The sequence below is a fragment of the Flavobacterium collinsii genome (assembly GCF_902804485.1).
GTDB classification, from domain to species: domain Bacteria; phylum Bacteroidota; class Bacteroidia; order Flavobacteriales; family Flavobacteriaceae; genus Flavobacterium; species Flavobacterium collinsii.
Genome location: NZ_CADCST010000084.1, coordinates 19,323 through 43,732 on the forward strand (window position 1 = coordinate 19,323; position 24,410 = coordinate 43,732).

At 35.4% G+C, this 24,410-nt stretch carries 18 protein-coding genes, 1 tRNA gene and 1 pseudogene; 11 read left to right on the plus strand and 9 right to left on the minus strand.

Going from position 1 to position 24,410, the window contains the following annotated elements; all coding sequences use genetic code 11:
* Positions 1-3 precede the first annotated feature (3 nt).
* The 6 genes from FLA105534_RS11755 to FLA105534_RS23940 form a co-directional block, all read right to left on the minus strand.
* Positions 4-1,323, minus strand: coding sequence for a GntP family permease (locus tag FLA105534_RS11755; RefSeq protein ID WP_173966314.1), 1,320 nt, complete (start codon positions 1,321-1,323; stop codon positions 4-6).
* A 212-nt stretch (positions 1,324-1,535) separates the two neighbouring features.
* Positions 1,536-3,068, minus strand: coding sequence for a SusD/RagB family nutrient-binding outer membrane lipoprotein (locus FLA105534_RS11760; RefSeq protein WP_173966315.1), 1,533 nt, complete (start codon positions 3,066-3,068; stop codon positions 1,536-1,538).
* A gap of 34 nt (positions 3,069-3,102) precedes the next feature.
* Positions 3,103-6,258: a SusC/RagA family TonB-linked outer membrane protein gene (locus tag FLA105534_RS11765; protein ID WP_173966316.1), complete on the minus strand. Its 3,156-nt coding sequence runs from the start codon at positions 6,256-6,258 to the stop codon at positions 3,103-3,105.
* A gap of 363 nt (positions 6,259-6,621) precedes the next feature.
* Positions 6,622-8,124, minus strand: coding sequence for a SusD/RagB family nutrient-binding outer membrane lipoprotein (locus tag FLA105534_RS11770; RefSeq protein ID WP_173966317.1), 1,503 nt, complete (start codon positions 8,122-8,124; stop codon positions 6,622-6,624).
* 18 nt (positions 8,125-8,142) lie between these two features.
* Complete coding sequence (locus FLA105534_RS11775) at positions 8,143-11,376, minus strand: SusC/RagA family TonB-linked outer membrane protein (protein ID WP_173966318.1); 3,234 nt, start codon at positions 11,374-11,376, stop codon at positions 8,143-8,145.
* A gap of 158 nt (positions 11,377-11,534) precedes the next feature.
* Positions 11,535-11,663 (minus strand): hypothetical protein, encoded by a 129-nt coding sequence (locus FLA105534_RS23940; protein ID WP_262888449.1) that lies wholly within the window; start codon positions 11,661-11,663, stop codon positions 11,535-11,537.
* 240 nt (positions 11,664-11,903) lie between these two features.
* Between FLA105534_RS23940 and FLA105534_RS11780 the strand changes: the two genes are divergently transcribed.
* The gene (locus FLA105534_RS11780; RefSeq protein ID WP_173966319.1) at positions 11,904-12,671 is read left to right on the plus strand and encodes a nitrilase family protein; all 768 of its coding nucleotides are present in this window, start codon (positions 11,904-11,906) and stop codon (positions 12,669-12,671) included.
* 15 nt (positions 12,672-12,686) lie between these two features.
* Here FLA105534_RS11780 and FLA105534_RS11785 read toward each other — a convergent pair whose 3' ends face one another.
* Positions 12,687-13,133, minus strand: a complete 447-nt coding sequence (locus FLA105534_RS11785) for a cytochrome c oxidase assembly factor Coa1 family protein (protein WP_173966320.1) — start codon at positions 13,131-13,133, stop codon at positions 12,687-12,689.
* A gap of 24 nt (positions 13,134-13,157) precedes the next feature.
* Entirely contained in the window at positions 13,158-14,846 is a 1,689-nt protein-coding gene (locus tag FLA105534_RS11790) for an Ig-like domain-containing protein (RefSeq protein WP_173966330.1), read from the minus strand.
* A 174-nt stretch (positions 14,847-15,020) separates the two neighbouring features.
* Here FLA105534_RS11790 and FLA105534_RS11795 point away from each other — a divergent pair, with 174 nt between their 5' ends.
* From FLA105534_RS11795 to FLA105534_RS11815, 5 genes and pseudogenes are all read left to right on the plus strand, one after another.
* Positions 15,021-16,025, plus strand: coding sequence for a hypothetical protein (locus FLA105534_RS11795; RefSeq protein ID WP_173966321.1), 1,005 nt, complete (start codon positions 15,021-15,023; stop codon positions 16,023-16,025).
* Positions 15,985-18,342: a hypothetical protein gene (locus FLA105534_RS11800; RefSeq protein WP_173966322.1), complete on the plus strand. Its 2,358-nt coding sequence runs from the start codon at positions 15,985-15,987 to the stop codon at positions 18,340-18,342. The genes FLA105534_RS11795 and FLA105534_RS11800 overlap by 41 nt, the downstream gene beginning before the upstream one ends.
* 22 nt (positions 18,343-18,364) lie before the next feature.
* Positions 18,365-18,769 (plus strand): methylmalonyl-CoA epimerase, encoded by a 405-nt coding sequence (mce, locus tag FLA105534_RS11805; RefSeq protein ID WP_017497728.1) that lies wholly within the window; start codon positions 18,365-18,367, stop codon positions 18,767-18,769.
* Positions 18,770-18,916: 147 nt separating this feature from the next.
* Positions 18,917-18,990, plus strand: a tRNA-Ile gene (locus tag FLA105534_RS11810).
* 45 nt (positions 18,991-19,035) lie between these two features.
* A pseudogene (locus tag FLA105534_RS11815) lies at positions 19,036-19,530 on the plus strand (primase-helicase family protein); the annotation flags it as partial.
* Positions 19,531-19,682: 152 nt separating this feature from the next.
* Here FLA105534_RS11815 and FLA105534_RS11820 read toward each other — a convergent pair.
* The gene (locus FLA105534_RS11820; protein WP_173966323.1) at positions 19,683-19,919 is read right to left on the minus strand and encodes a hypothetical protein; all 237 of its coding nucleotides are present in this window, start codon (positions 19,917-19,919) and stop codon (positions 19,683-19,685) included.
* 319 nt (positions 19,920-20,238) lie between these two features.
* Here FLA105534_RS11820 and FLA105534_RS11825 point away from each other — a divergent pair, with 319 nt between their 5' ends.
* From FLA105534_RS11825 to FLA105534_RS11845, 5 genes are all read left to right on the plus strand, one after another.
* Complete coding sequence (locus FLA105534_RS11825; RefSeq protein WP_173966324.1) at positions 20,239-20,415, plus strand: hypothetical protein; 177 nt, start codon at positions 20,239-20,241, stop codon at positions 20,413-20,415.
* Positions 20,416-20,503: 88 nt separating this feature from the next.
* Positions 20,504-20,704, plus strand: coding sequence for a hypothetical protein (locus tag FLA105534_RS11830; protein WP_173966325.1), 201 nt, complete (start codon positions 20,504-20,506; stop codon positions 20,702-20,704).
* Between the two features lie 292 nt (positions 20,705-20,996).
* Positions 20,997-21,626, plus strand: a complete 630-nt coding sequence (locus tag FLA105534_RS11835; protein ID WP_173966326.1) for a hypothetical protein — start codon at positions 20,997-20,999, stop codon at positions 21,624-21,626.
* A gap of 6 nt (positions 21,627-21,632) precedes the next feature.
* Positions 21,633-22,154, plus strand: a complete 522-nt coding sequence (locus FLA105534_RS11840; RefSeq protein ID WP_173966327.1) for a peroxiredoxin family protein — start codon at positions 21,633-21,635, stop codon at positions 22,152-22,154.
* Between the two features lie 6 nt (positions 22,155-22,160).
* Positions 22,161-24,314: a peptidase domain-containing ABC transporter gene (locus FLA105534_RS11845; RefSeq protein ID WP_173966328.1), complete on the plus strand. Its 2,154-nt coding sequence runs from the start codon at positions 22,161-22,163 to the stop codon at positions 24,312-24,314.
* Positions 24,315-24,410 lie beyond the last annotated feature (96 nt).

The window sequence follows — 24,410 nt, forward strand, 5'->3', positions numbered from 1 at the left end:
ATATTAATGTATTATAGAGTTTAAAATAAAAACGAAAATGATTCCTAAAACAGATACTAAGGATTCCATAACGGTCCATGATTTGAAAGTATCTTTCAGGCTGATGTTAAAATATTCTTTGAACATCCAGAAACTTGGGTCGTTTACGTGCGAGCACATTAAACTTCCTGCTCCAACAGACAAAACCAGTAAGTTAGGATCAAGTCCGGTTGATTGTAGTAATGGGAGTAAAACACTCGCGGTCATTAATCCTGCCGCTGTCGCCGAACCTACACAAACGCGAATAATCGCTGCCATCATCCAAGCCAATAAATAAGGATGAATGTTTATTTGTGTTAGAGCTGTAACGATAGTTTCGTTTACGCCGCTTACAATCATGACTTCTTTTAGGCCGCCCGCTCCACCAACGATCAGAACAATTAAGGCAACATCTTTGATGGCAACGGCGTAGTCATCCATTACCGAGCTGATGCTTCGGTTCATTCGGATCCCTAAAGTATAGGTACAGATCAATAAAGAAATCAGCATGATGATACTAGGCTCTCCAATTGTTTTGCAGATGTCAGCTAAAGTTTCATTTTTAGAAATCATAGGTAATATCGAAGTCACTGTTAATCCGAAAACCGGAAATAAAGCAGAGAACAGACTAAGTGAAAAGCTTGGAAGTTTGCCTTCGTTTACAACTTCTTCAATATTTAAGATTTCGTGATCTGATTCGGTTTTAATGTTTTTAAGTAAATTCGAAAACAGCAAACCTGCAATAAAAATGGTTGGAATCGCAATGATGATTCCATAAACCAAAACAAGTCCAAGATCGGCATTAAAAATACTGCTTAAAGCCATTGGAGACGGATGTGGGGGTAAGAAACCGTGTGCTACTGAAAGCGACGCCAGCATTGGAATACCAAGATATACTTTTGACAATTTAAATTGGTGGGCTACTGAGAAGATTAAGGGTACTAACAAAACAAAACCAACACTATAAAATAGAGGTATCCCAACAATAAATCCGGTAATCATTAAGCCAAGGCGAACGTATTTTTTACCCGTCCATCCCATAACAGTTTTGGCAATAACATTGGCGGCGCCTGATGAAACAGTAAGTTTACCAATACAGGTTCCGAAAACAATAATCAGCGTAATAGATCCTAACATTTCGCCCAAACCTTTTTGAACGGTTTGTGATAAAGTGTTTATCGGCAGACCTAAAAAAAGACCTGCTAATAAAGCTGTAATGATAAAGGCAATAAACGGATTGATTTTAAGCCAGGCTATCTGGACGATTAGAAACGCAATGCATGCCGTAAGAATTAAAATGCTCATTTATCTGTTGTATTATTAACTCCGCAGAGTGTAATTCGTATAAAATTGATTAAACACATAGCAACATAGATTTTTTTACTTAATAAAAGAATAATAAAAAAAAATTAGCTTTTAAAACATAGTAACTATGCGTATTAATGCAAGTGAAACATCTTTTTAGGATTGCACGATCTATGTCTCTATGTGTTTAAATTAATTATATCAATGGATTTTTATTGTTTATCCCACCAGATTCTTGTAGTAAAAGTATCAGGTCCTTGTTGTTTAACTGCTTCTGCTAAGTTAATTGTATTTACTGAATATTCACTGGTTGGATATCTAAGACGCCTTGGTATTGTGCCATTTGTTACATTTCCAGGGAAATTTACGGGAGTTAAAACAGGGTATCCGGTTCTTCTCCAATTGGCATAAATTTCCTGTTCGTCTACAAATAAAGCTACATAAATCTGGGTATGAATTTGATTCATTTTGGCTTCAAAATTCCCTGCTGCATTATAAGGATTAGCAGTTAAATAAGGAGTTGCATCTGTAATGGCGTAGGATGTTCCATAAATTCCCATATTTAGGAAAGATGCTTTCACTCCTTTTTCATATAAATCCTTATCGGTTTCGGCGGTGTACCATCCTCTTGCAGCAGCTTCGGCCAGATATAAATTAGTTTCGGCATTGCTTATTAATACCAGCGGAGCATCGAATCTTAAAATGGTATTTTGATTTGGCTCAGAATAAGTAGCTTGCTCTAATGGTGCTAGTGCTGTTGTGGTTCCATTTGGGAAACCTTTTTGCACGGCTGGGTTAGTATTTTGTACAGTTCCTTGCCAAACTCCGGCGTAAACACTGATTCTCGGGTCAGCAGTAGTTTTTAATAAGTCAATGAAAGTTTTGGCTAGTTTGCCTCCCTCAGTGTTAGTTTGACCGTATGATCCGTTTGCATAATCTCCGGTTCTTGAGTCAAAAGCAACGGGGTTTCTGTTGAAGTTATTTGGCCCGTCGCTATAGTTCATGATGGCATTGTCTGCTCCATTAACGATTACTCCACCTGCAATGGCTTTGGTAACCCAGGTTTTTGATAAAGCGGGATCCACTTTAGTTAAACGCAAGCCTAAGCGAAGCATTAAGGAGTAAGAGAATTTCTTCCATTTGGCAACATTTCCCTGATAGATAAAATCGGCAGTACCGAAACTCGGTTTCGCTGGATCCAGTGCAGTCGCAGCTTCATCAAGCTCTTTTAGTAAATCTTTATAGATGAATTCTTGCGAGTCATATTTTGGAAGAAATAGATTTGTAGTGTATGCCTGTACTGCTTGGGAGTAGGGAATACTTCCGTACAAATCTGTAATTTTATGATATAAAAAAACTTTCCAGATTCGGGCAATATTAAGTTTGTTGCTGTCGTTCGGCGTGTCTTTTACGGCATTAATTACGATCTCAGTTTCATTTAATGCTGTTGGGTATGCCTGATTAAAGTAACCGGAATAGTATTTTTCTCCATCTAAGTATTTATCACCCACTCCGGAGACTTCTTTGTAAGTGGCATAATGTTGCAGTATTCCGCCACATTCAAGAATGTTTGTAAAAAAATAATTATTGGCTAAGCCGTCAAGTTGCGCCCTGCTGAAAATAAAGTTGGTATTTGGTTTTTCAACAGCATTGGGATTGGAGTTGATTTCTTCAAAATCTTTGGTACATGCTGTCAGGCTACCCAACAGTATGCCTGAAATGTATAATAGGGTTATCTTTTTCATGTCTTTTAATTTAAAAATTAGGGATAGGGGGTGTTTAAAATTTAACATTTAAATTTAAACCGAAACTTCTGGTTCTAGGAACTCCAAATTGTTCTATACCCTGAGCATTTCCCGCACTAAATACAGATTCCGGGTCTACGTTTGGAGTCTTTTTGTAAAGAATGAATAAGTTTCTTGCTATGAAAGAAATGGATATGCTTTGAAGTTTTGATAAACTGCTTATTTTTTCAATAGGGAATTGATATCCAATAATAACTTGTCTTAGTTTTATAAAGCTTGCATCGTAGACAAATTCTGATGAAATGTTTTTTAGTCCATCATAATAATTTCTAAGGTCTTTAGGAGCAATTACCATATCTACCGGATTTCCTTTAGTATCAACTCCCTTAATTGGTAAGCCGTTTTCGCGACCTTCAAGTGTTAATTTGGTTAATCCCATACGGGTTCCATATAAATCAGTTCCGGAGTATAAACTACCACCAAATTTACCGTCGATCAGGAAGCTAAAAGATATGTTTTTGTATTTAAATTCATTATTAAGTCCTGCTGTCCAGGGATGAACACCCTGTCCCAGCTCCTGAAGTGGACCTCTTGCTACGGTTGCGGTATTGCCACTTACATTGTAAACTGTATTTCCGTTTGCATCTTTAAGAGGTTTGTATCCTTTTATAGTACTGTAAGGGCGTCCTACATCACTTGTAATAAGGGCATAATCGTTTACGGAAATTGCCATCGTAATCGAGTTTAATTTGTCTGTAAGTGCTTCAACTGTGTTTTTATTATAGGCTCCGTTGATACTTGCGTCCCAAGAGAAGTTGCTATTGTTTATGATCTTACTGCTAATTAATAATTCTACTCCTTCATTTCTCATTTTTCCAATGTTGAGTAAAGCAGTATTTGCGCCTGACGCATTTGAAATGGTTGTTTGTACAATGTCGTTTGTGGTAGCACGGTTGTACCAGGCGAAGTCAAGATTCAAACGATTGTTAAAGAAGCCTATATCAGTTCCAATTTCAAAGGTGGTTGAAGTTAAAGGACTTAATGTAGAATTTGGCACTCTCGTTCCTGTAGGGACTTGTAGCTGTTGGTTGTTGTGGCCTCCCTGAACCATTGAATACGATCGGTTTAGTGCGTATGGGTCTGGTGTAGCGCCTCCAACCTGGGCCCACGAAGATCTCAGTTTTGTAAATGAAATCCACTCCGGCATTTTTATAATATCAGAAAGAATGATACTAGTTCCTATGGATGGGTAGAACACTTTATTGTTTTCTTTAGATAGGGTTGAAAACCAATCCTGACGTCCTGTAACGTTTAGGAAAATTACATTTTTGTAATCCAGATCTGCGGCAGCATAAACAGAGTTTGTTTTTGTTTTTCCATAAGGATAAGTATACGATAAAGTAGTAAAATTGGTTGGAGCGAAAAAATCATCAAGGACAAAATTTGAACCCTCAAGGCTAACTTCATCTCGTAAGGTTGTACGGGAGTTTACTCCAAGTAATGCATTCAGAGAAAAATCTTTATACAAGTTCTTTTTGGTATAGTTTAGTATAGCTTCGGAATTCAGGTTTGACAGCTTTACGCGGGAACCTTGTGCGTATCCAATTGGATTGTTTAGGCTTGTCTTTGGAATGTATCCAAAGTAATCGTAATCGGTGTAATCCTGTCCAATTCTTCCCTGAAGAAATAGTTCGGGTGTAAAGTTTAATTTTACGTTTAACATTCCAAGGAAACGATTTTTAGTGTCCCTGTTTTTGATTTTATTGATGGTGAAGTAAGGGTTTGTTGCAACTGGAACAGGATTCCATGCTATTTCCTTGCCGTTTTCGTCATAACCGGGTGAAAGATTTCTAATGTCTACAGTGTTACCAAGCAGATAGGTGGCCCAGTTCGGGTTGGCTTCTGCATCTGAAACCGTAATTCTGTTGTTTGATTTCTCTATGTTGTATTGTGCGACTACGTCAAATTTTAACCAATTGGTTAAGTTTACATTGCTGGCAATGTTGACACTTTTACGGTTGAAATCAGAATTTGGTACAATCGACTGGTTGTCTGTATTAGAGAAGGAAAGACGTCCTGAAGCTTTTTCGGTTCCTCCTGAAAGTGCGATAGAATTGATAAATGTTGTTCCGGTTTCGTAGAAGTTTTTGATGTTGTTTTTTTGTGCAACATAAGGTCTTTTTACGCCGTCAAATTGAATAACATCAGTTCCGTCTATTTTTGCTCCCCACGACCAGCGACCAAATTCTATAGCTTTTTCTTTCGTTAATGGTTTTTGTCCTGCATCTCCGGCTCCGTACTCGTACTGCCAGTTCGGGATCACAGCTGGGGTTTCAAAAGTATAAGAGGAATTGAGTTCTACACCGATGCCTTTTTGTGCGCCTCCTCTTTTGGTTTGAATAAGGATTACACCATTGGCAGCATTTGCTCCATAAAGCGCTGCTGCAGTTCCTCCTTTTAATACAGTGATGCTTTTAATGTCATCAGGATTGATAACAGAGGTACCGTCACCTCTATCGACGTTCATTCTTGGTGAGCCTGCTCCATTTCCGGTTCCAGGCAGGTTAAGTTGTGTATTGTCAATTGGTAAGTCGTTTACTACATACATGGGCTGGTTATTTCCGTTTAGGGAACCATTTCCACGAATGACTACTCTGGTCGATCCGTTTGCGCCTGTTGCAGAGCTGCTTACGTTTACTCCGGCAATTTTACCTACTAAAGCGTTTGTGATATTGGTTTCTTTTGCCTTGGTGAATTCAGTTCCTTTTAATTCGGTAACAGCATAGGCAACTGCTTTGTTACTCTTTTTAACCCCTAATGCGGTTACTAATACTTGCTCCAATACATTTTCGGCAGGTTTTAAGCTTATTAAGACATCTCTAACATTGTCTAGTTTGTATTCTAAAGTTCCATAACCCATGTAAGAAACGATAATGTGAGTTTCGTTTTCCGGAACATTTAATTTAAATTTTCCTGTTTCATCGGTTATAGTGGCTGTTTTCTTATTGCCTTTGGCATAAATAGTAGCTCCGGCAATTGGCATTCCGTCGTCCTGACCAATGACTTGGCCCGAAATTTCAATCTGACTGCTTTTTTGTTCAAAGAGGTGCGTTTTAATTGCAGCTTCTTTTGCATTTGCTGAGAAGAGTACTCCCCCAATAAATACTAATGAAATTAGCTTTGTTTTCATAATACTTTGGTTTTCATGTTTTATTTTGGTTTTATTGGCGATCAAATATATATATTATTTTTATTCATTTGCATTTTTTTTGCATAAAGTGCATTTTTTTTGCAATATTTTTTTCTGAAGTGTTTTTATAATCCAAAAGAAATGAGGTTTCTAAAGGTGTTTTGAGAAAATTTTGCAGAATAAGCCTTTTTTGAAAGACCTCATTTTAATCTTAAAATTCGTATTTTTAGAATAGGAGGATTGGGTATTTTGGTTTGTTTTTGATCGTGAAAGCCTAAAAAAATACCATTCATAATTCAATCTGAATTACGAATGGTATTATGGTCAACATGAAATTAGTTGTACTGGATAAGGTTTAGAGGTTTAATCGACATCCCACCAAAGTTTAGCCAGCCAGCTGTTGTTGTTGTATTTGGCACTGGCGGCTAAGTAGTTTTGCCTATTACCAGTAGATTCTTCAGGCGGGTAAGGCATTCTTGATGGCATAATTCCGTTTGTTGTTGATCTTACGGTTGTTATTTTAATCAAAGTTGGAAGATTTAGGCGTCTATGATTACTGTAAGCTTCCATTCCGTTTAAGAATAAAGTGAGCCACTGCTGGGTTGCGATCTCTTCTAGCTCTTTTCCAGGTGTAAGGTTTTTTGTGGCTAAAAAGGCAGTAATAGCATCATTATCAATAATGCTGGCATCTTTAAAAATAATCCATTGTCTGATTCCGGCTTCAATTCCTTTTTTGTAAAGATTCTTAGTGTCACCTGTATATAGATTTCTAAAAGAAGCTTCTGCCAAAAGGAGTTGTGTTTCAGAGTAGGTGAGGTGCAGGTACGGAGCGCTGTTTTCGTATAGATAAGGTTGTATTTTAGATAGACCATTGTTTCCTCCGGGTACGAATTCGTATCCGTAGATGTTTGGGTTAATACCAACATAATTGCCGTTAGCTATGGGTAAGAACCATATTTTTTTTCTAGGATCATCTCCCAGTGCATTTAGTATAGTGATGGTTGCACTGTCGTATAATTCATTGCCTTTGAAGGCATGAGAAAGTCCATTACCATTGTTTGTGGCACCAGCTGTTTCGGGAGGAGTCGAGTCGTGTTTCATGAAACAATTGTCGCCATTGCCTGCAAATATGCCATTCGTGACTGCTTTTTGAATTTGCTCTTTGGCGAGGGTGGGATCTACTTTTGAAATTCTCATCGCGCAGCGTAATCTCAATGAATTAATCATTTTTTTCCATTTTGTGATATCACCAGCATAAAAAAGATCTCCTTTTATTGGATCGGTTCCTGATTGTAGTTGGTTATAAGCTTCGTCCAGAAGTTTAAAAAAGTCAGTGTAAATATCCTTTTGGCTGTCATATTTTGGATAGAGAATCTCTTTGTGATAGCCTAAGCCTGCTTCAAAATACGGGATATCGCCATATAAATCTGTGAGGCGCTGAAAAGCCATAACTTTGAGCGTTTTTGCTAAGGCATTTGTATTTTTGTATTCCGGTTTTCCGTTGGTTCTCTCGGTGAGATCTATGACATTGCGTATCAGTCCTCCACCATAATTTGCGTTCCAAAGTGCTCCTTGATATTCCGTACTGGCAGCGTAAAAAGAACCGTAAGTTGTAGTTGCCCATGCTGCGCCCACGTGCTGAACAAATCCTTCGCCATATATAAGATTGGCTCTCCACTGTTCAAAAATTCCGCCTGAAAGAGCGGCCTCAACTGCGGTCAATTGTAAGTGAGGAGCTACAGTTAAGAAAGATTCAGGATTGGTATTGGTTTCTCTAAAAAGTTCGTCGTTTGAACAATTGGTCGTGCTAAGTAATAGAATTACGCCCAGCACGCAGTTCGTTAGATGTATTATATGTTTTTTCATTTGGATCAAATTTGAGAATTAGAATGATAATTGTAAGTTAAAGCCATAAGATCTTCTGTAGGGTAAAGAACCATACTCAAACCCTTGCCCGTTTCCGTTAGTATAGGTAGATTCCGGATCGATATTCGGAACTTTAGAATATACATTCCATAGATTTCTACCGATAATAGAAAATTTAAATCTTTCGAATCCTGTGCCTTTTAGCCATTTTTTTGGAAAATCATAACCTATAGAAGCTTCTCTAAGTTTAACATAGGAGGCGTCATAAACAAAAGGTTCCGGTGTAGTGCTGTCACCATACAAACTTCTCCAGTACGTTTGAGGATTTACAGGTCTTGTATTGTTTTGGTAGGTTACATTTCCATTTGTGTCTTTAACTTCGGTTACGCCTGGTACAATAAGACCTGCGGTTGGAGTTAATTTGCCTATGTCTTCTAATGTTTTTCCTGCTGCAACCTGCTGGGCAACCCATGCATTGTATCCGTCTCTTCCTTCCAGGGTTTCATTTGTTAGTCCGTTATAAGCGGCATAAGCATTGGTCATTGAATAAACCTTGCCTCCAAATTTCATGTCAAAATTGGCTCGTATACTAATTCCTTTATACGAAAATTCATTGGTTACGCCGCCAATCCAGTCTGGAGCAGTTCTTCCTAAACTCTCATAGCCATCGGTTAAAAGTGGAAGTCCGTTCGATCCGATAATGACTTGTCCATCAGGCGATCGCTGTAATTTTCTTCCGTAAATTTCAGTAGAACTTTCTCCTACTTTGGCAACAATTTGCGCGCCGGCCCATCTTGCGTTGGATACTACTTGTGTGTTAGTTTGATCTGTTAATTCCAGTAAAGTGTTTCTGTTTCTTGCAAAGTTCAGGGTCATGTCCCAATTGAATCCATCGGGATTTCTAAAAATTCCCCCAGTTATTAAGGCTTCAAAACCTTTGTTTTCAACTGCACCGGCATTGGCATTAACCCCTACAAAGCCAGAGGCCTGTGAAACGTTTAATACGATTAACTGGTTTTTAGTTCTGGTGTAATAATAGGACAAATCAAGCTGTAAGCGATTTTTAAAAAATCCTAAATCAGCACCTACCTCGTAACTTGTGGTAAATTCGGGTTTTAAGGTATTGTTCGGAAGAATGCCGTTTGTTATAGAGCCTATAGAATTGCCGTATAATGGTTTAGATTGTATGTTGTAATAAAGAGCTGTATTGTAAGGAGTCTCCAGTGCTTTTGCGGTTCCGGCCCATGAAGCCCTGATTTTTCCAAAGGTTAATACATCGCTTTTAATATCGAAACCATCAGTAAAGATAAAGCTGGAAGATATTGACGGATAAAAGAAGGAATAGTTATTATTGCCTGATGTGCCAACAGCTGAGGCTAATGTTGAATTCCAGTCGTTACGTCCCGTAAAATCTAAAAACAGATAGTTTTTATAATTGGTTCTTAAATACGAGTATATAGAGCGTACTAGTATTTCGTCGTTTGTTTTTGGACTTAGTATGCTGGATACAAAATTAGCTTGTTTGTTGATTCCGTTCGTAATCATATCACTAAGTGCAGCTCCCGAGATTATTCTTTGGGAATTTCTTTGATTGGCTCCAACACCAAAGGTTACGTTAAAATCGCCAAACGATTTTTGAGCATTTAATAAAGCTTCTGTGTTGTATTCCTGGAAGGTGGTTGTGTTGTTGATTAAGGATCCAGTTTGTCTGGATAACCATGTGCTTCCGGCGTTGACAAAATCGGAACTTTCAAATGTAAAGCGGTCAATTCCTGCTCTTGCGGTAGCGCTTAACCAATTGGTAATAGCGTAAGTGGCACTGAAATTTCCTAAAATTCTGTTCTTTTGCGTTTCGTTTTTATTTTCGTTTATTACAAAATAGGGATTTAGTCTGTTGGGGTCTGCGTTCCATGGATAATATCTGCCGTTTGGGTCTTCGTAATTTTTTAACCAAGCCTGGTCAATGTTTGGAGCTATTGCGGCTACAGATAATCCGAGATTTCCGGCATCATCTGATAAAGAAGGTCTGTTATCTGTGTTTTCGGTAACATAGCTAAACTTTGCGTCCAGAGTTAATTTCTGAATTTGAGAGTTAACTCCTAACGTGAAGGTATTTCTTTTTAAGCCGCTTTTAGGAACTATATCAGTAGCGTCGAGATTGGAATAATTTAATCTAAAGCTGGTATTGTCTCCTCCTCCTGATAAACTGAAGCTGTTATTAATACTTACCCCGGTTCTGAAAAAATCTTTAATGTTATTTTTTACATTTTCATAGGGTTTGTAAGATCCGTCAAAGATTCTTGTCGTTGTGTTGCCAGCTGATCCGAATTTTGGCCCCCAAGCACTGGTAGTGGCGTTTTTTCCATTCGCAATATCATTTGGATTTGGGAGTAGACCATTTGCTCCCGTACCATATTCTCTTTGGAAATCTTTATAGGTTGTATTGATATGATCAAAGGTAGTTGTACCGTTGTATTCTGCTTTTAAAGAGTTTCTTTTTCCTTTTTTTGTGGTGATAACAATAACCCCATTGGCTCCTCGCTCGCCATAAAGTGCGCTGGCAGCTCCTCCTTTCAGAACAGAAATATTTTCAATGTCGTCCATGTTTAAGCTGGATAGTCCGTCCCCATTGTCGGCTCCTTCTGAGTATCTTCCCGATTTAGAATCGGTTATTGCGGCTAATCCGGTATTTCCTAAAGTAACACCGTCGACTACAAATAAAGGTTGGTTGTCGCCGCTAATCGATCGGTTTCCTCTTATGACAATGCGGGAACTGCTTCCAAACCCCCCTGTAGTTTGTGAGATGTTAACCCCTGCGACTTTTCCGTATAAAGATTGTGCTACGCTTAGTGTGGGATTATCTGCTAAATCTTTTCCTTTTACATCCTGAAAGGAATAGCCAAGTTCTTTTCTTTCTCTTTTGATGCCTAATGCGGTAACTACCACGCCGGAAAGGGCTGTTGCAGCAGCTTCTTTTAGTTTTATGTTGAGGTTGTTAGAATTGCCTATTAGGATATTTTGTGGTTCTAATCCTAAAAAGGAAATTGTCAGTGTTTTTCCTTCTTGTACGTCGATAGAGAATTTACCATCAAAATCGGTTGTAGTGCCTCTTTTTTCTTCTTTTATGCTTATGGATGCTCCCGGTATCGAGATGCCATTGGTATCGGTCACCGTTCCTTTGATGGTTTTTACTTGCGCCTGGGTGACCTGTATCGCAAAAAAGAACATAAATAATAAAATAGTTTGTTTCATTCTTTGGGTTTTTAGTTAGTTGAGGTTTATTGATTGATTGTTTTTTTGTTTCACTGGTGAGGTGAAAGAATTTCTTAATTCGTTTCCTGAAGACGAATTATTACAAATAGAATCCTGCTACTTTTACTACAGTTGTGGTCTTTACTGTAGCTTTAGTATTATGCTTTAAAGAACAAGGAATCTACTTGTGTTATTTTAGTGATTTGCTTTTTTATTGCAAATGATTCGTGACTGTTTGTAAGAATCATTGTTGGCGGTGCGCCCTTTAAAACTGGGTGTTTTTTCATAATTAAGTGTTTTTTAAGGTGTTGTGTTTTTTAATCAGCGGTCAAATATATATAAATTATATTCATTGTTAGCAATATTTTCGCATAAATTGTGCAAGATTTTTGCATAATTTTTTCAAATAATGTTTTTTTATTCTGAAAAATCCGATATTTACTAGGCTTGTGGCTCTTTGTAGGAGGGTTTGTGAAACTCAAATCTTGTTTGGGCTTTTTGTTTTAAAAAAAAGGTATTTTTACCATATGAAAATCGCACTTATACAATCAAATCTTTACTGGGAGAATGCTTTAGAGAATAGAAGGCAATTTGAGGCCAAAATCAATTTAATTGATGCTGACGTTAATCTGATCGTGTTGCCGGAAATGTTTTCAACGGGATTTACGATGAATGCCGCAGCTGTTGCCGAAACGATGCAAGGGGAGACTATCTCCTGGATACAGTCTTTGGCGAAACAAAAAAATGCAGCTATTGTGGGAAGTCTTGTTATTGTGGAGAACGAGAAGTATTACAATCGAATGGTATTTGTTTTTCCGTCAGGTGAAATTCAATATTACAACAAGCGCCATTTGTTTTCGCTTGCAGGAGAAGATCAGTTTTATACCAGAGGAGATGAAAAAGTAATTGTGAATTATCTGAATTGGAAGATTTGCCTGCAGGTTTGTTATGACTTGAGATTTCCCGTTTTTGCCAGAAATGTAGAAAACTACGATTTATTGCTGTATGTGGCCAACTGGCCAAAAGTGCGAACCAATGCTTGGGATGTTTTGCTTAAAGCCCGTGCGATCGAAAATCTAAGTTATGTGATTGGGGTTAACAGAGTAGGGCTGGACGCCAATAATTTTGAACATACTGGACATTCGCAAGCGGTGGATTTTTTAGGAAATTATATTCTGGAACCACAGGAAACTGAAGATACTTTTGTGGTGGAATTGGATAAAAATTCGATGTTGGAAACCCGAAAAAAACTTGATTTTTTAAGTGATAAAGACCAGTTTAGAATCGATTTTTGATTCTAATTCGAAAGCTTATTTTTGAGGTTCTTCTAAGACGATAATTTCGTTTTCAGGATTTTTGGTGCGGACAGTAATTTTTTGGTACTTCCATTCTGTTCCTTTTTTGATAGCAGAAAGGTCTAGTTTTCCCTTTCTTTTGGCTCCGTTGATTCTAACGGATAAGCGGACAGTATTGTGGTTGTTGGAATAAAGAATGTTGCCTTCTAAAATTGCTAATTGATCAATCGGCTCAATTTTTCCAACATTTTCAAGGACGTTTGGGTTCTTGTTGGCTTTTTCAATTGCCTGTTCAAAAAGCAAATTGTCGGAATATGCCTGAGCGATATCGGTTATGTTTTCTTTGGAAGTTGAAGCTGCCAGGATTCCGATTAAAAAAAGTACAGCTATCAGGATTATAGGTAAAACCCATTTCCAGTTTCTTTTTAACCAATTTTCTTTTTCAATCAAATCGTTTTCCATATTGGTGTATTCGGGCGTTAAAATCTAGAAGGCTTTTCTTTTCTTCTCGTCTTCTTTTTTCTTTTTCTCGATCTGTTTTTTCTCCACTTCAGGGTTGTAGGGAACGCTTAAATCAATGGCCTGATCGACATCCCAATTGGTTCGGACATCTACATTGGTTTGAAAATAGAATACTTCTTCAGCGTATTTTTTATTCAGGAAATCACCCGAGTCATATATTTTGTTCTTATTGTCGTCATAGATTATTCGAATCGTAAATTTATCAGGGACTAATAGATTAAATTCAATTTTAGTTTTGCCTTCCGAGTAATCACTTGCATATACCACATCTCCTTTAGCGTTAGTCGCTTCGACTATAATTGGAAAACGTTTCACATTTTGCAGGTTCAAAACAAGATTTCCGTAATCGGCAGGTACTTTTGTGCTTAGTTTAATGGCAAGGGTATCGTTAGATTTTTCATAAAAATCAGTCAGTGCACCTGGGAAAAAGGTTATATTGTATTTTTCAACAGGCTCTTTTTTGAAATCAACATAGAATTTTTGTTCAAATTCATCATATTCTGTGGTGAAATCTACAGCAACTGAGTCCTTGTTAACCAGTTTAATTTTTGATTTGTCAAACTTTACCAGCGGAGTGGCTGATTCTAAGGTAAAACGATCTCTGAAATTGATGTTTCCGTTTTGAACGGCTGTTATGTTTAAAGTGTCTTTCTTTTGGTCTTTAATTTTTAGGCTAAATCTTTTGTTGTATTTGTCTTTGCTGACTTCTAGAGATAAAGAATCGGCTTTTAGGGGTTTGTACCAAATTTGTAAGGAATCTTTTTTAGGAAAAGCGGTAACAATCGTTTGCAAAGTTTCATTGCCGTGTTTCAGGACAACTTTGGGTTTAGAAAGTTTGAAGTTTTGTTTGCCTTCGTAGGGAAGATAGAGTTTATTTCCTGATGCCTGTATTGGTTTTAATGCTTTGAAAGGAAGTACTTCCTTGAACAATTCGAGCTCAAAAATAGTATCGTTCGGAACGGTGATATAATGTTTGATAAACCCGATTTTGTCATCTTTAGGGTTGTATCGGTTGTTGTTTCCTTTGTCTTTCATTGCTACCAACAGGTATTTTCCGGCCTTTAAATTTTCTAATTTAAAAGTACGCAAACTGTCCAGAGTGTTTGTGATGTAGCGTGGACTCTGTTTGTAAATCAAAGAATCTTTATAAGTATCGTTAACTTCATATAGCATTACTGAAACAAAATTATCAACGTTTTTTTCATACGAATCTTTGATTTGCCCACTTATAGAGAGAGAATCAATATACGGGCCTGTCGAGAAAACATATTTAAACTGGTTTATCGAGTTTCCTTCATTATTGTCTGCAATACTTTGTCCGAAGTTAAAACTGTACGTAGTGTTTGGCAGTAAAGTATCTTTTATTTTGATGGTGATTACTTTACTTGCGGTAGTTGGTAAAATTAACGGCTCACGTTTCATAGGAGGTGAAATGATAAGCTGTTTGTTGAGGTTTTTAAGTTTTACGTACTCATCAAATCCCAGAATAATTTCATTTCCTTTAAAATCAGTACTGAAATTTTTAGGCGAGCTGTATTTTAAAACCGGAGCCAGCGTATCTTTTAGTCCGCCGGTAATGCTTCCGCGTTTGGCACAGCTTAACATAAAAAAGACCAGTAAAAATGCAATATATCTAAAGTTGTTTTTCAACATAACGGTTTCTGAATTTGATTGCACAAAATAACAATTATATTTGCTTTAATTGAAACTTTTTAGCCATTTATTAGGATTTACAGCTTTTGCAAATTGCTCTTTTTTTTAAAATTCAAAACCATAACAGCGAAGAATTTCTTACTTTTGGGTTTAAAATGTAATTTTTCCTAAGTTTTGATCAAAAGATTTTTTATTGGTTTCTTAATTCTTTTTCTGATTTCCTGTAGTAAGAATGAAAAGCCGGTTGTTGCTTTTTATTACTGGAAAACCATTCTGAAATTATCTGAAACGGAGAAGCTTGCTTTGAAGCACAATGAAGTCACTAAACTTTATATTCGGTATTTTGATATTGGCCAGCATCCCCAGACCAAAGAGCCCATTCCGCTTAGTCCGATTCGTTTTCAGGACGCCGTAACCAAGTTCGAAATTGTACCCGTAGTATTTATTCAAAACAAAGTTATGTTGCCTTCTTCGCTTGATGTAGAGGATCTGGCACAGAAAACAGTTCGTTTGATTGAAGAAATCAGCACGAAGAACAAAATTACATCTCAGGAAATTCAGATCGATTGCGACTGGACCCTTAAAAGTAAAGACAACTATCTTAAATTTATTGAGAGTGTTAAAAAGCTTTCCGGAAAAAAACTCTCCGCAACAATTCGCTTGCATCAGGTAAAATATTTTAAGAAAACTAAAATTCCCAACGTAGATTCCGGAGTTTTGATGTACTACAACATGGGGTCAATTGCTCCCGATTCTTTAAATTCGATATACGATCAGAAAATTGCAGAACGCTATTTAAAAAGTCTGAAAAAGTATCCGATGCATCTCGATTTTGCCTTACCTATATATTCTTGGGGAATTCATATCCGAAACCAAAAAGTAATTGGTTTACGTTCTAAAATGAATGTAGCTGAACTCAAAAGGGATTCAAATTTTCAACAACTAAGCGGAATCTTTTTTAAAGCGAAAAAATCCAATTATAAGAATGGAGTTTTTTACGAAGAAAATGACCTCTTAAAAATGGAGGTAATTACGGCAGCAGATTTAAAACAAATGGCAGAAGAACTGGGCGAGAATACCGCGCAGCAGCCAAAAGAAATTATATTTTACGATTTAGACGAATTCAATTTAAAAAACTATGAAAAGAATATTTTTGAACAAGTTATTTCTTGTTTCTAGTGCGGTTTTACTTTTTGCATACGGAGTAATTTATGCCTGTGCAGATGGCGATTGGGATTATTTTGGATCGTACAGTTCTAATTTTACTCCCGAAACTTTTGCAGACAAATCCTATTCACCGCTTTTCCTGTCGGGTGGAATTTTCTACGGAATTGGTTTTGATACCGAGCACAATTCCCGTTTCAACAAAGATATTAAGTCTGATTGGGGAACGTATCTTAAAGGGAAAATCGATACCACTACCGTAAATTATTTTTTAATTGGAGAAGAAAAACCGGATTATTATTCAGAAAATAAAAGTGCGATAAAAAACAAGGAAGAAATTAAAGATCTTCATACGTTTTATAAAAACAAAAAGGAAAATAAATCCTCTTTGAAATGGGGGAAAAAGATCTCGCTGAAGGATGATAAGGTAAAAAGCTTTGTCGAGTTTTTGTATCTGGCGCAAAAAATAGAAACCGTTTCTATTAACAGAGATTACTGGAGTTACGATCCGGTGGAGGCAAAAACGTTCAACGATGCCAAAATGATTCAGTCGATCGAGAATGTGTACAACACGACTTCAGATCCTTTTCTGAAAAACAGATATTGGTTTTTGACTATGAAAGCTCGTTTTTACAGCAACAATAAACAAAAAGCCGTTGATTTTTTTAATAAAACAGAAAAATCGGTTCCTAAAAATGTACTGTATTATCGAGCACTTTCCTACGTGGCAGGAGTGAATCACAAGCAAAATAAATTTGCAGCTTCAAACTATTTGTACGCACAGGTTTTTGATAAATGCCCGGAATTGAGAATCGTTACCGCTTATTGTTTTAGGCCAAAAAATGAAACCGACTGGAATAAAGCGTTGACGATGGCTAAAAATAATAAGGAAAAAGCAGCGCTTTGGGCTGTTCGAGGTTACTACAAAGACGAAAAAAAGTCCATTGAAAAAATCTATGAATTAGATCCTAAAAGCGAACATCTGAATTATCTGGCAACACGATTAGTGAACAGACAAGAGGAGGCGATAAACAATTCTTTTCAGAAAGATGGAGGAGAAAATCAGCCTATGAAAAAACTTAGTGTGGCCGAAAACAAAACCGAAAATCAGGTGAAGGTGGATCAAAAAACATTGGATTTAATTGCTAGAATTTCAGCAGCAGGAAATACAGACCGACCTTACTTATGGGATTTGTCTCTGGGGTATTTACAGACTTTAAAAGGAGATTATGCCAATGCAGATAAGAATTTTGATAAAGCGGTAAAAACGCTTCCTAAAACAGAACTGGCAGGAATGCAGCTTCGTTTGCTTCGTTTTGTAAATAATTTGAGCAAAATAGACAAGCTTACGGATAAAAACGAAAAAACAATCCTCGCCGATTTAAACTGGCTGTATTTTGAACTTCCTAAGAATTACAAAGGGCAGGAATTTCGTTATCAGAATGCTTCTTCCTGGAGCAGAAGTTATTTGTCAACGCTTTACCGAGAAAAGGGAAATCCGGTGATGGCTGAAATTTATGGCGAATCGCGCTACAGTTACTGGAACGATGGAAATTCATTTTATGACAATGAAAAAGTTTTATTAGACATGAAAGCTTTCTTGTCTAAATCCAATAAATCTGAAATTGAAAGTATCGGTGCAGGGATTTATAGTTTAAAACTAAAAGATATTAATAATTTTCAGGCGGTTGAGGCAACCTTTAAAAACAAGATTCCGGAAGCTATTGAGTACATGAAACAGACAGATTCGGTTCAATACAGCAAGTTCTTGGGGAATCCGTTTAACGGAAATATAAAAGACTGTCACGACTGCGATCACACGGCGTATCAAAAAAGAAAATATACTTTTATGGATTTCCTGACTACGGTAAAGGAAATGCAGGGTAAACTGGCTCAAAAAGAAGATGTGTACACGAACAGTCTGCTGCTGGGAAATGCCTTTTATAATATTACACATTTCGGAAACGGAAGAACTTTTTATGAAATCACAATTATAGGTTACGGTTCAAGTCCATATTCGTTTAGAGATTCGATGAAGCGAATGATAACCAATTGTGATCTTCCTAAAATGTACTATCAAAAAGCGTTGGAAGCGGCCACAACAAAAGAGCAAAAAGCAAAATGTATTTATATGCTGGCCAAATGCGAACGAAACGAATATTACAATAATAAGTACAACAACCTTAAAAACTGGTGGGAAGCTGACGACGATAAAATTAATTTTATTGCCTGGAGCGGTTTTAAAGCGTTGCAGAAAGACTATTCGGATACGAAGTATTATCAGGATGTTATTGCCGAATGCGGTTACTTTAATACGTATGTAAATCAATAATTGAAATTAAAATTTAGAGGTTATGGTAAATAAAATTGAGCATATCGGAATTGCCGTGAAGAATATGGAGGACGCCAATGTGCTGTTCGAAAAATTACTGGGCGTTCCATCCTATAAAATGGAGTCGGTAGAGAGTGAAGGAGTCTTAACCTCGTTTTTTCAAACCGGAACCAATAAGATTGAACTTTTGGTGGCGACGAATCCTGAAAGCCCAATTGCAAAGTTTTTGGAGAAAAAGGGGGAAGGAATTCATCATATTGCTTTTGATGTCGAAGACATTCATGCCGAAATCGCCCGTTTGAAAAACGAAGGTTTTGTACTGATTAATGACGTTCCTAAAAAGGGAGCCGATAATAAATTAGTGGTTTTTTTACATCCAAAGAACACAAATGGTGTTTTGGTCGAGCTTTGTCAGGAAATTAAATAAAAAATTTTCTTTTTCTGATTCGAAATAAGCAGTTGAAAATCAATTGTGTTTTAGGAAACACAGGGTATTGTTTGAAATTAAATGCAAATCATCTCCCAAAATATTTGGTGTGAATGAAAAATAGTAGTAATATTGCATCCTCAAACCGGTCCTATAGCTCAGCTGGTTAGAGCACCTGACTCATAATCAGGTGGTCCCTGGTTCGAGCCCAGGTGGGACCACAGAAATTCAAGCCTTTACAGCAATGTAAAGGCTTTTTTGTTTTCTTTGTCCATCATATTTTTGGAGACCAAACGCAATTAGGGTTAGACTATATAAAACTTTTGTATGAGAAACCTACGCAGACTTTGCCAATTCTTTGTTTAGTGAGCAAAGAGCGATCAACAGGAAAAAGCTCGTTTATAAAGTGGTTGAAAGCTATTTTTGGAATGAATATGACTTACATAAAAGGCGATTCGTTTGGCTCGCAATTTAATTCTGATTGGGCAAGTATGTTGCTTGTAGCGATTGATGAAGTATTTTTTGATAAAAAGGAGATTACAGAACGATTAAAGTATCTTTCTACGACTGACAAAGATAAAATGGAAGCAAAAGGCAAGGATTGACAAGAAATTGAATTCTTTGCAAAATTTATTCTTTGTTCTAATAATGAAGATAATTTTATCTAAATAGACGAAGAAGAAATCCGTTTTTGGATTCGAAAAATCCGTGTCATAAATACAGAAGATGTATTTTTTCTTGAAAAACTCAATAAAGAAATTCAAATGCAACAAATTCAAAACGATAAGATAAGAAAAACTTGGGGATATATGTATACTACTAATAATAAAGAAACTAAAAAACTCATGGAAAAAGCTTATTTCAACTCATTAGAGAGTAAATAATGATGGAAAAGGTTCGAAACGGCTATTCTTTATATATTTTTATTTTTATAAATTTCAATTATTTCTTTCAATTCATTTATTCGTTTTTCATATTGCTCAATTAGTTTATAGGATAGTTCCTGAGCCGAATATGTTGAATTTAATTTTTGTTGATTATCATTTCCGTCCAACAAATCTCTTTTGATTAAATCTTCTGGATAAATTGTGAAAATTTCGCAAATTCTTAAAATATGGTTTGCCCACGAATGATTCTCACCATTCTCCATTCTGGCATAAGAAGATTATGATATATTCAGGTAGTCTGCCATTTCCTCTTGTGAAAAACTTTTACTCTTTCTGAGTTTTTTAAACCTATTTCCAACCAATGCATTCATGTCCTTTAAGTAATATTTTTCCTAAAAATATGGAGAGCCGATTTGCTTTTAAATACTCACTAGATCGTGTTTTTATTTATGTAAGAAAAAAAACAAAAAAATTGGGTAAAATTACCCGTTTAGAGCATAAGACAAATCATCATAAAAACATAAATTTGAATTTATTAACAATTTAACTATTATATTTATGAAAAAATTAGAATTAAATCAAATGGAAAATTTGAACGGAGGACGACCTACTAAACAACAAATAGGATGTGCGGCCTCACTAGCTGGTCTAGCTTTAACTTACGCTGGAGCATTTGCTATTACTGCCGCTACAGGTGGCGCAGGATTATTTGCTGCTGCTTTTATCGTTGGATCAATAGGTGTAGGAACATCTTGTTAAGTTAAATTAATCTTTTAATTTATTAATGATTTTATTAGCGATAAAGCACTAATTAACTAGTTTTAGAACATTGTAAAAAATATACAACATGACTTTAAAAACAAAAAAATGGTTTTACTTTAACCTTATTTTCGTTAGCGGAGGTTTGGGGGGGTTTTTAATTGGTCATATGATAAAAAATGGTTTTTCAATTGGAATGGCTTTTACTGTGGCCGGTCTATTGATGACAACTTTAGCATCATACATCCAATGGAAATATATTGTAAAAACATTAACTAGCCAAAAATGATTTTATCTTAAATAATCTGAAATTTATTTTTCAAAAAAAATCGTGATAAAAAAGATAGCTTCTAAATAGACCTAAGCAATATTTTATGGATTGTTGATAATCGTAAATTATTTTACGAAATTCTGTCCAGAAATTAATAGTTTTTTGATTTTCGTGACTTTCTTTTGTTATCTCATTTTTAGGTAAAAAAAATCTTTACTTGGAGTTCGTTTATTTAAAAATAAATCAACTCCACAATTAAAAAAACAGCAACTGAAAAGTTGCTGTTTTTCAACCCTACAATTTTATATTTATGAAATCTCCATTTATAAAATGGTTAGTGCTTTCTATTGTCTCAATTTTAATTGCTGAAATTTTAAAAAAAGCGACACATTTTGATGATTTATTTTACAACTCACTATCCGAGCAACTTACTTCTCAACAAATAGAAAGTTTTCTTGGATTTCAGAAAAAATGGCAATGGGTTGGCGATTTATTTATTCCTGTTTTGATGCTAATCAAAACATCGATAATCGCTACCATACTTTATATTGGTTTGTTTTTCTCTAGTAAAGATTTAAAATTTAGAAACCTTTGGAACATTGTCTTAAAAGCAGAATTTATTTTTTTGTTAGTTCCTGTTTTTAAAATAGTTTGGTTTTATTTTTTTCAAACCAATTATAGTTTAGATGATGTTCAAAATTTCTACCCTTTATCAGCTTTGAATATCGTAGGGTATGAAAATTTGGAAACTTGGTTTCTTTATCCGTTTCAAACTTTAAACTTATTTGAGTTAGCCTACGTTATCTATTTAGGATATCAAGTCGGAAAGCTAACAAACACTAAACCAGACCATGGCTTAAAAATAGTTGCATGCAGTTATGTGCCTGCATTATTACTTTGGGTGGTAACCATAATGTTTTTTACGCTTAATTATTCATAAAACTTCATGAAAAAAAAACTAAAAATAATATTGACTATATCGTTTATATGTATTCTTGCTTTTTTTACTTATCAAATTGTTATCAAAATAAATCACAAAAAAGAAGCAGCAGAAAACATCAAAACCATTCCTGAGTTTTCATATAAAAACATAAACGGAGGTTTTTTTACCAATCGGGATATAAAAATCAATACTCCAACTTTGTTTATTTACTTTAACAGTGAATGCGAATATTGCAACGAAGAGGCCAAAATGATAAAAGAAAATGCAGAAAAATTCCAAAATGTTCAACTCATTTTTGTTTCGTTTGAAAAACTGGAACTTATCAAAACATTTGTCACAAAACACCAACTTACGTCTTATGATAATATTCATTTTTTATGCGATAACAAAGTTACTTTCTCTGCTACATTTGATGTTAAATCTTTGCCTTGTTTAGTTTTATATAATAAAAATCAAAAACTAGTAGAAAAAATAAAAGGACAAACGAAAACCGAAATTCTTCTAAAAAAATTGACTTCAGAATAAATTCTAATGAATCTAAAGCATATCGAAAAAACACATACCCTGCAACTTGACCAATCAGATTGTGGCGTTGCTTGTTTAATGAGCATCATAAAATTTTATCAAGGCAATAATACTATTGAAAAAATTCGTGGACTAAGTGGTACAACCAAACAAGGTACTACGATGTTAGGTTTGTATCAGGTTGCAAACGAATTAGGCTTTACTGCTGAGGGTTGCGAAGCCGATATTCAGGGACTTATAGAGCACAAACAACCAGTACTTTTACATGTTCTAATTGAAAATCAACTCAATCATTATATAGTTTGCTATGAGTATGACGAAACAAAAGGCTTCCTAATTGGCGATCCGGGAAAAGGTGTTTTTTATTTATCGATAAGTGAATTAGAAAAAATTTGGGTTTCAAAAACCTGTCTCACTCTTGAACCCAATGAAAGTTTTATTAAAGAAAAAACAGAGAAAAACGCTCAAAGAAAATGGTTTTTAGAAATTCTGAAAGAAGACTATAAACTTTTATGGATTAGTATTTTATTAGGTGTTTTTGTTGCAGGTTTAGGAATGGCAATGTCACTATTCTCTCAAAAACTAATTGATGATATTTTGCCATCTCACAATATTAAAAAATTAATTTCGGGTATTGGCTTGTTGACTATTTTATTATTGGCAAGAGTAGGGTTAGCTATTTTGAGAGAATTCTTTTTATTACAGCAATCTAAAGATTTTAATAACCGAATCAACAATCAATTTTTCGGTTCTCTTTTGTATTTACCAAAACCGTTTTTTGACACTAGAAAAATTGGGGAGTTAGTCGCCCGATTAAACGATACACAACGTATACAAAGCGTTATAAAAATATTAACGAGTTCTTTTGTTATAGATGTTTTGATTTCTCTTATATCGCTAGGATTTCTGTTTGGCTATTCCTGGACGCTGGGATTAATTTCTTTGTTGAGTTTGCCTATTTATTTTTACATCATCTACAGAAGCAATAAAAAAATAATCAATGCTCAAAAAGAAGTGATGCAAAGTTATGCTTTTAACGAAAGTAATTACATTAATACTATTCAAGGAATTTCGACTATAAAAAATGATAACAAACAAGCAATTTTCGGCAAAATCAACAATCTGATTTTTGCTAATTTTCAGGAAAAAATATTCAATCTCGGAAAAATAAACATTACTCTTTCCTGGCAATCAGGTTTGGCAAGCGTTTTCTTTTTGATAGGTATTTTAATTTATACTTCCATACAAGTATTTGATAAAGAAATAAAAACCGGGGAGTTAATTGCAATTTTAGGGGTTGTCGGTTCACTTTTACCATCAATTGCAAATCTGGCATTGGTTGCCATTCCCATTAACGAAGCCAAAATTGCTTTTAACCGAATGTATGAATTCGCATCAATTGAAAAAGAGAAAAAAGAAGGACTCGAAATTTCAGGAATTGAACAAATATCTATTCAAAATCTTTCTTTTCGTTTTGCAGGAAGAAGTGAATTATTTCATAATGTTAATATAGAAATCAAGAAGGGAAAATTTATTGCGATTGTTGGCGAAAGCGGTAGTGGTAAAAGTACATTAGGGCAAATTTTACAGCGATTTTATAATTTTGAAAACGGAAATATCATTATAAACAACAAACACGAACTTTCGGAAGTACAAGTAAAAAACTATAGAGATCTAATAGGTGTTATTCCGCAAGAAATAATCATTTTTAATGGTAATGTTGTCGACAATATTTTACTTGGAGCGATAGAAACGTCCGAAAACTTAATCGAGTTCATAGAAAATTATGGTTTTGATGTTTACTTTAACCAATTTCCACAAGGATTAGCTACAATTTTGGGCGAAGAAGGAATTAATTTATCTGGCGGACAAAAGCAAATTATTGCTTTAGCAAGAGTACTTTACAAAAAACCACAGTTCTTAATACTTGACGAAGCTACTGCGGCAATGGACAGAAACACTGAAAACTTTACAATGGATTTATTCCAGAGAATAAAAAAAAATTGTTCTATATTTTTTATTTCGCACCGCTTAAATATGCTTAAAAATGTTGCGGACACTATTTATGTCTTAGATAACAAAACCATAAGTCATTTTGGAAATCATCAGGATTTAATGACTACTTCAAATTTTTATAGTGATTATTGGAAAATTGAATAATATAAACAGAAAGATTTCACTTTAAAGTGAAATCTTTCTGTTTATATAAAACGCTATAACATTTCCCATTATTGAATACTACTTAAAGCTATTAAC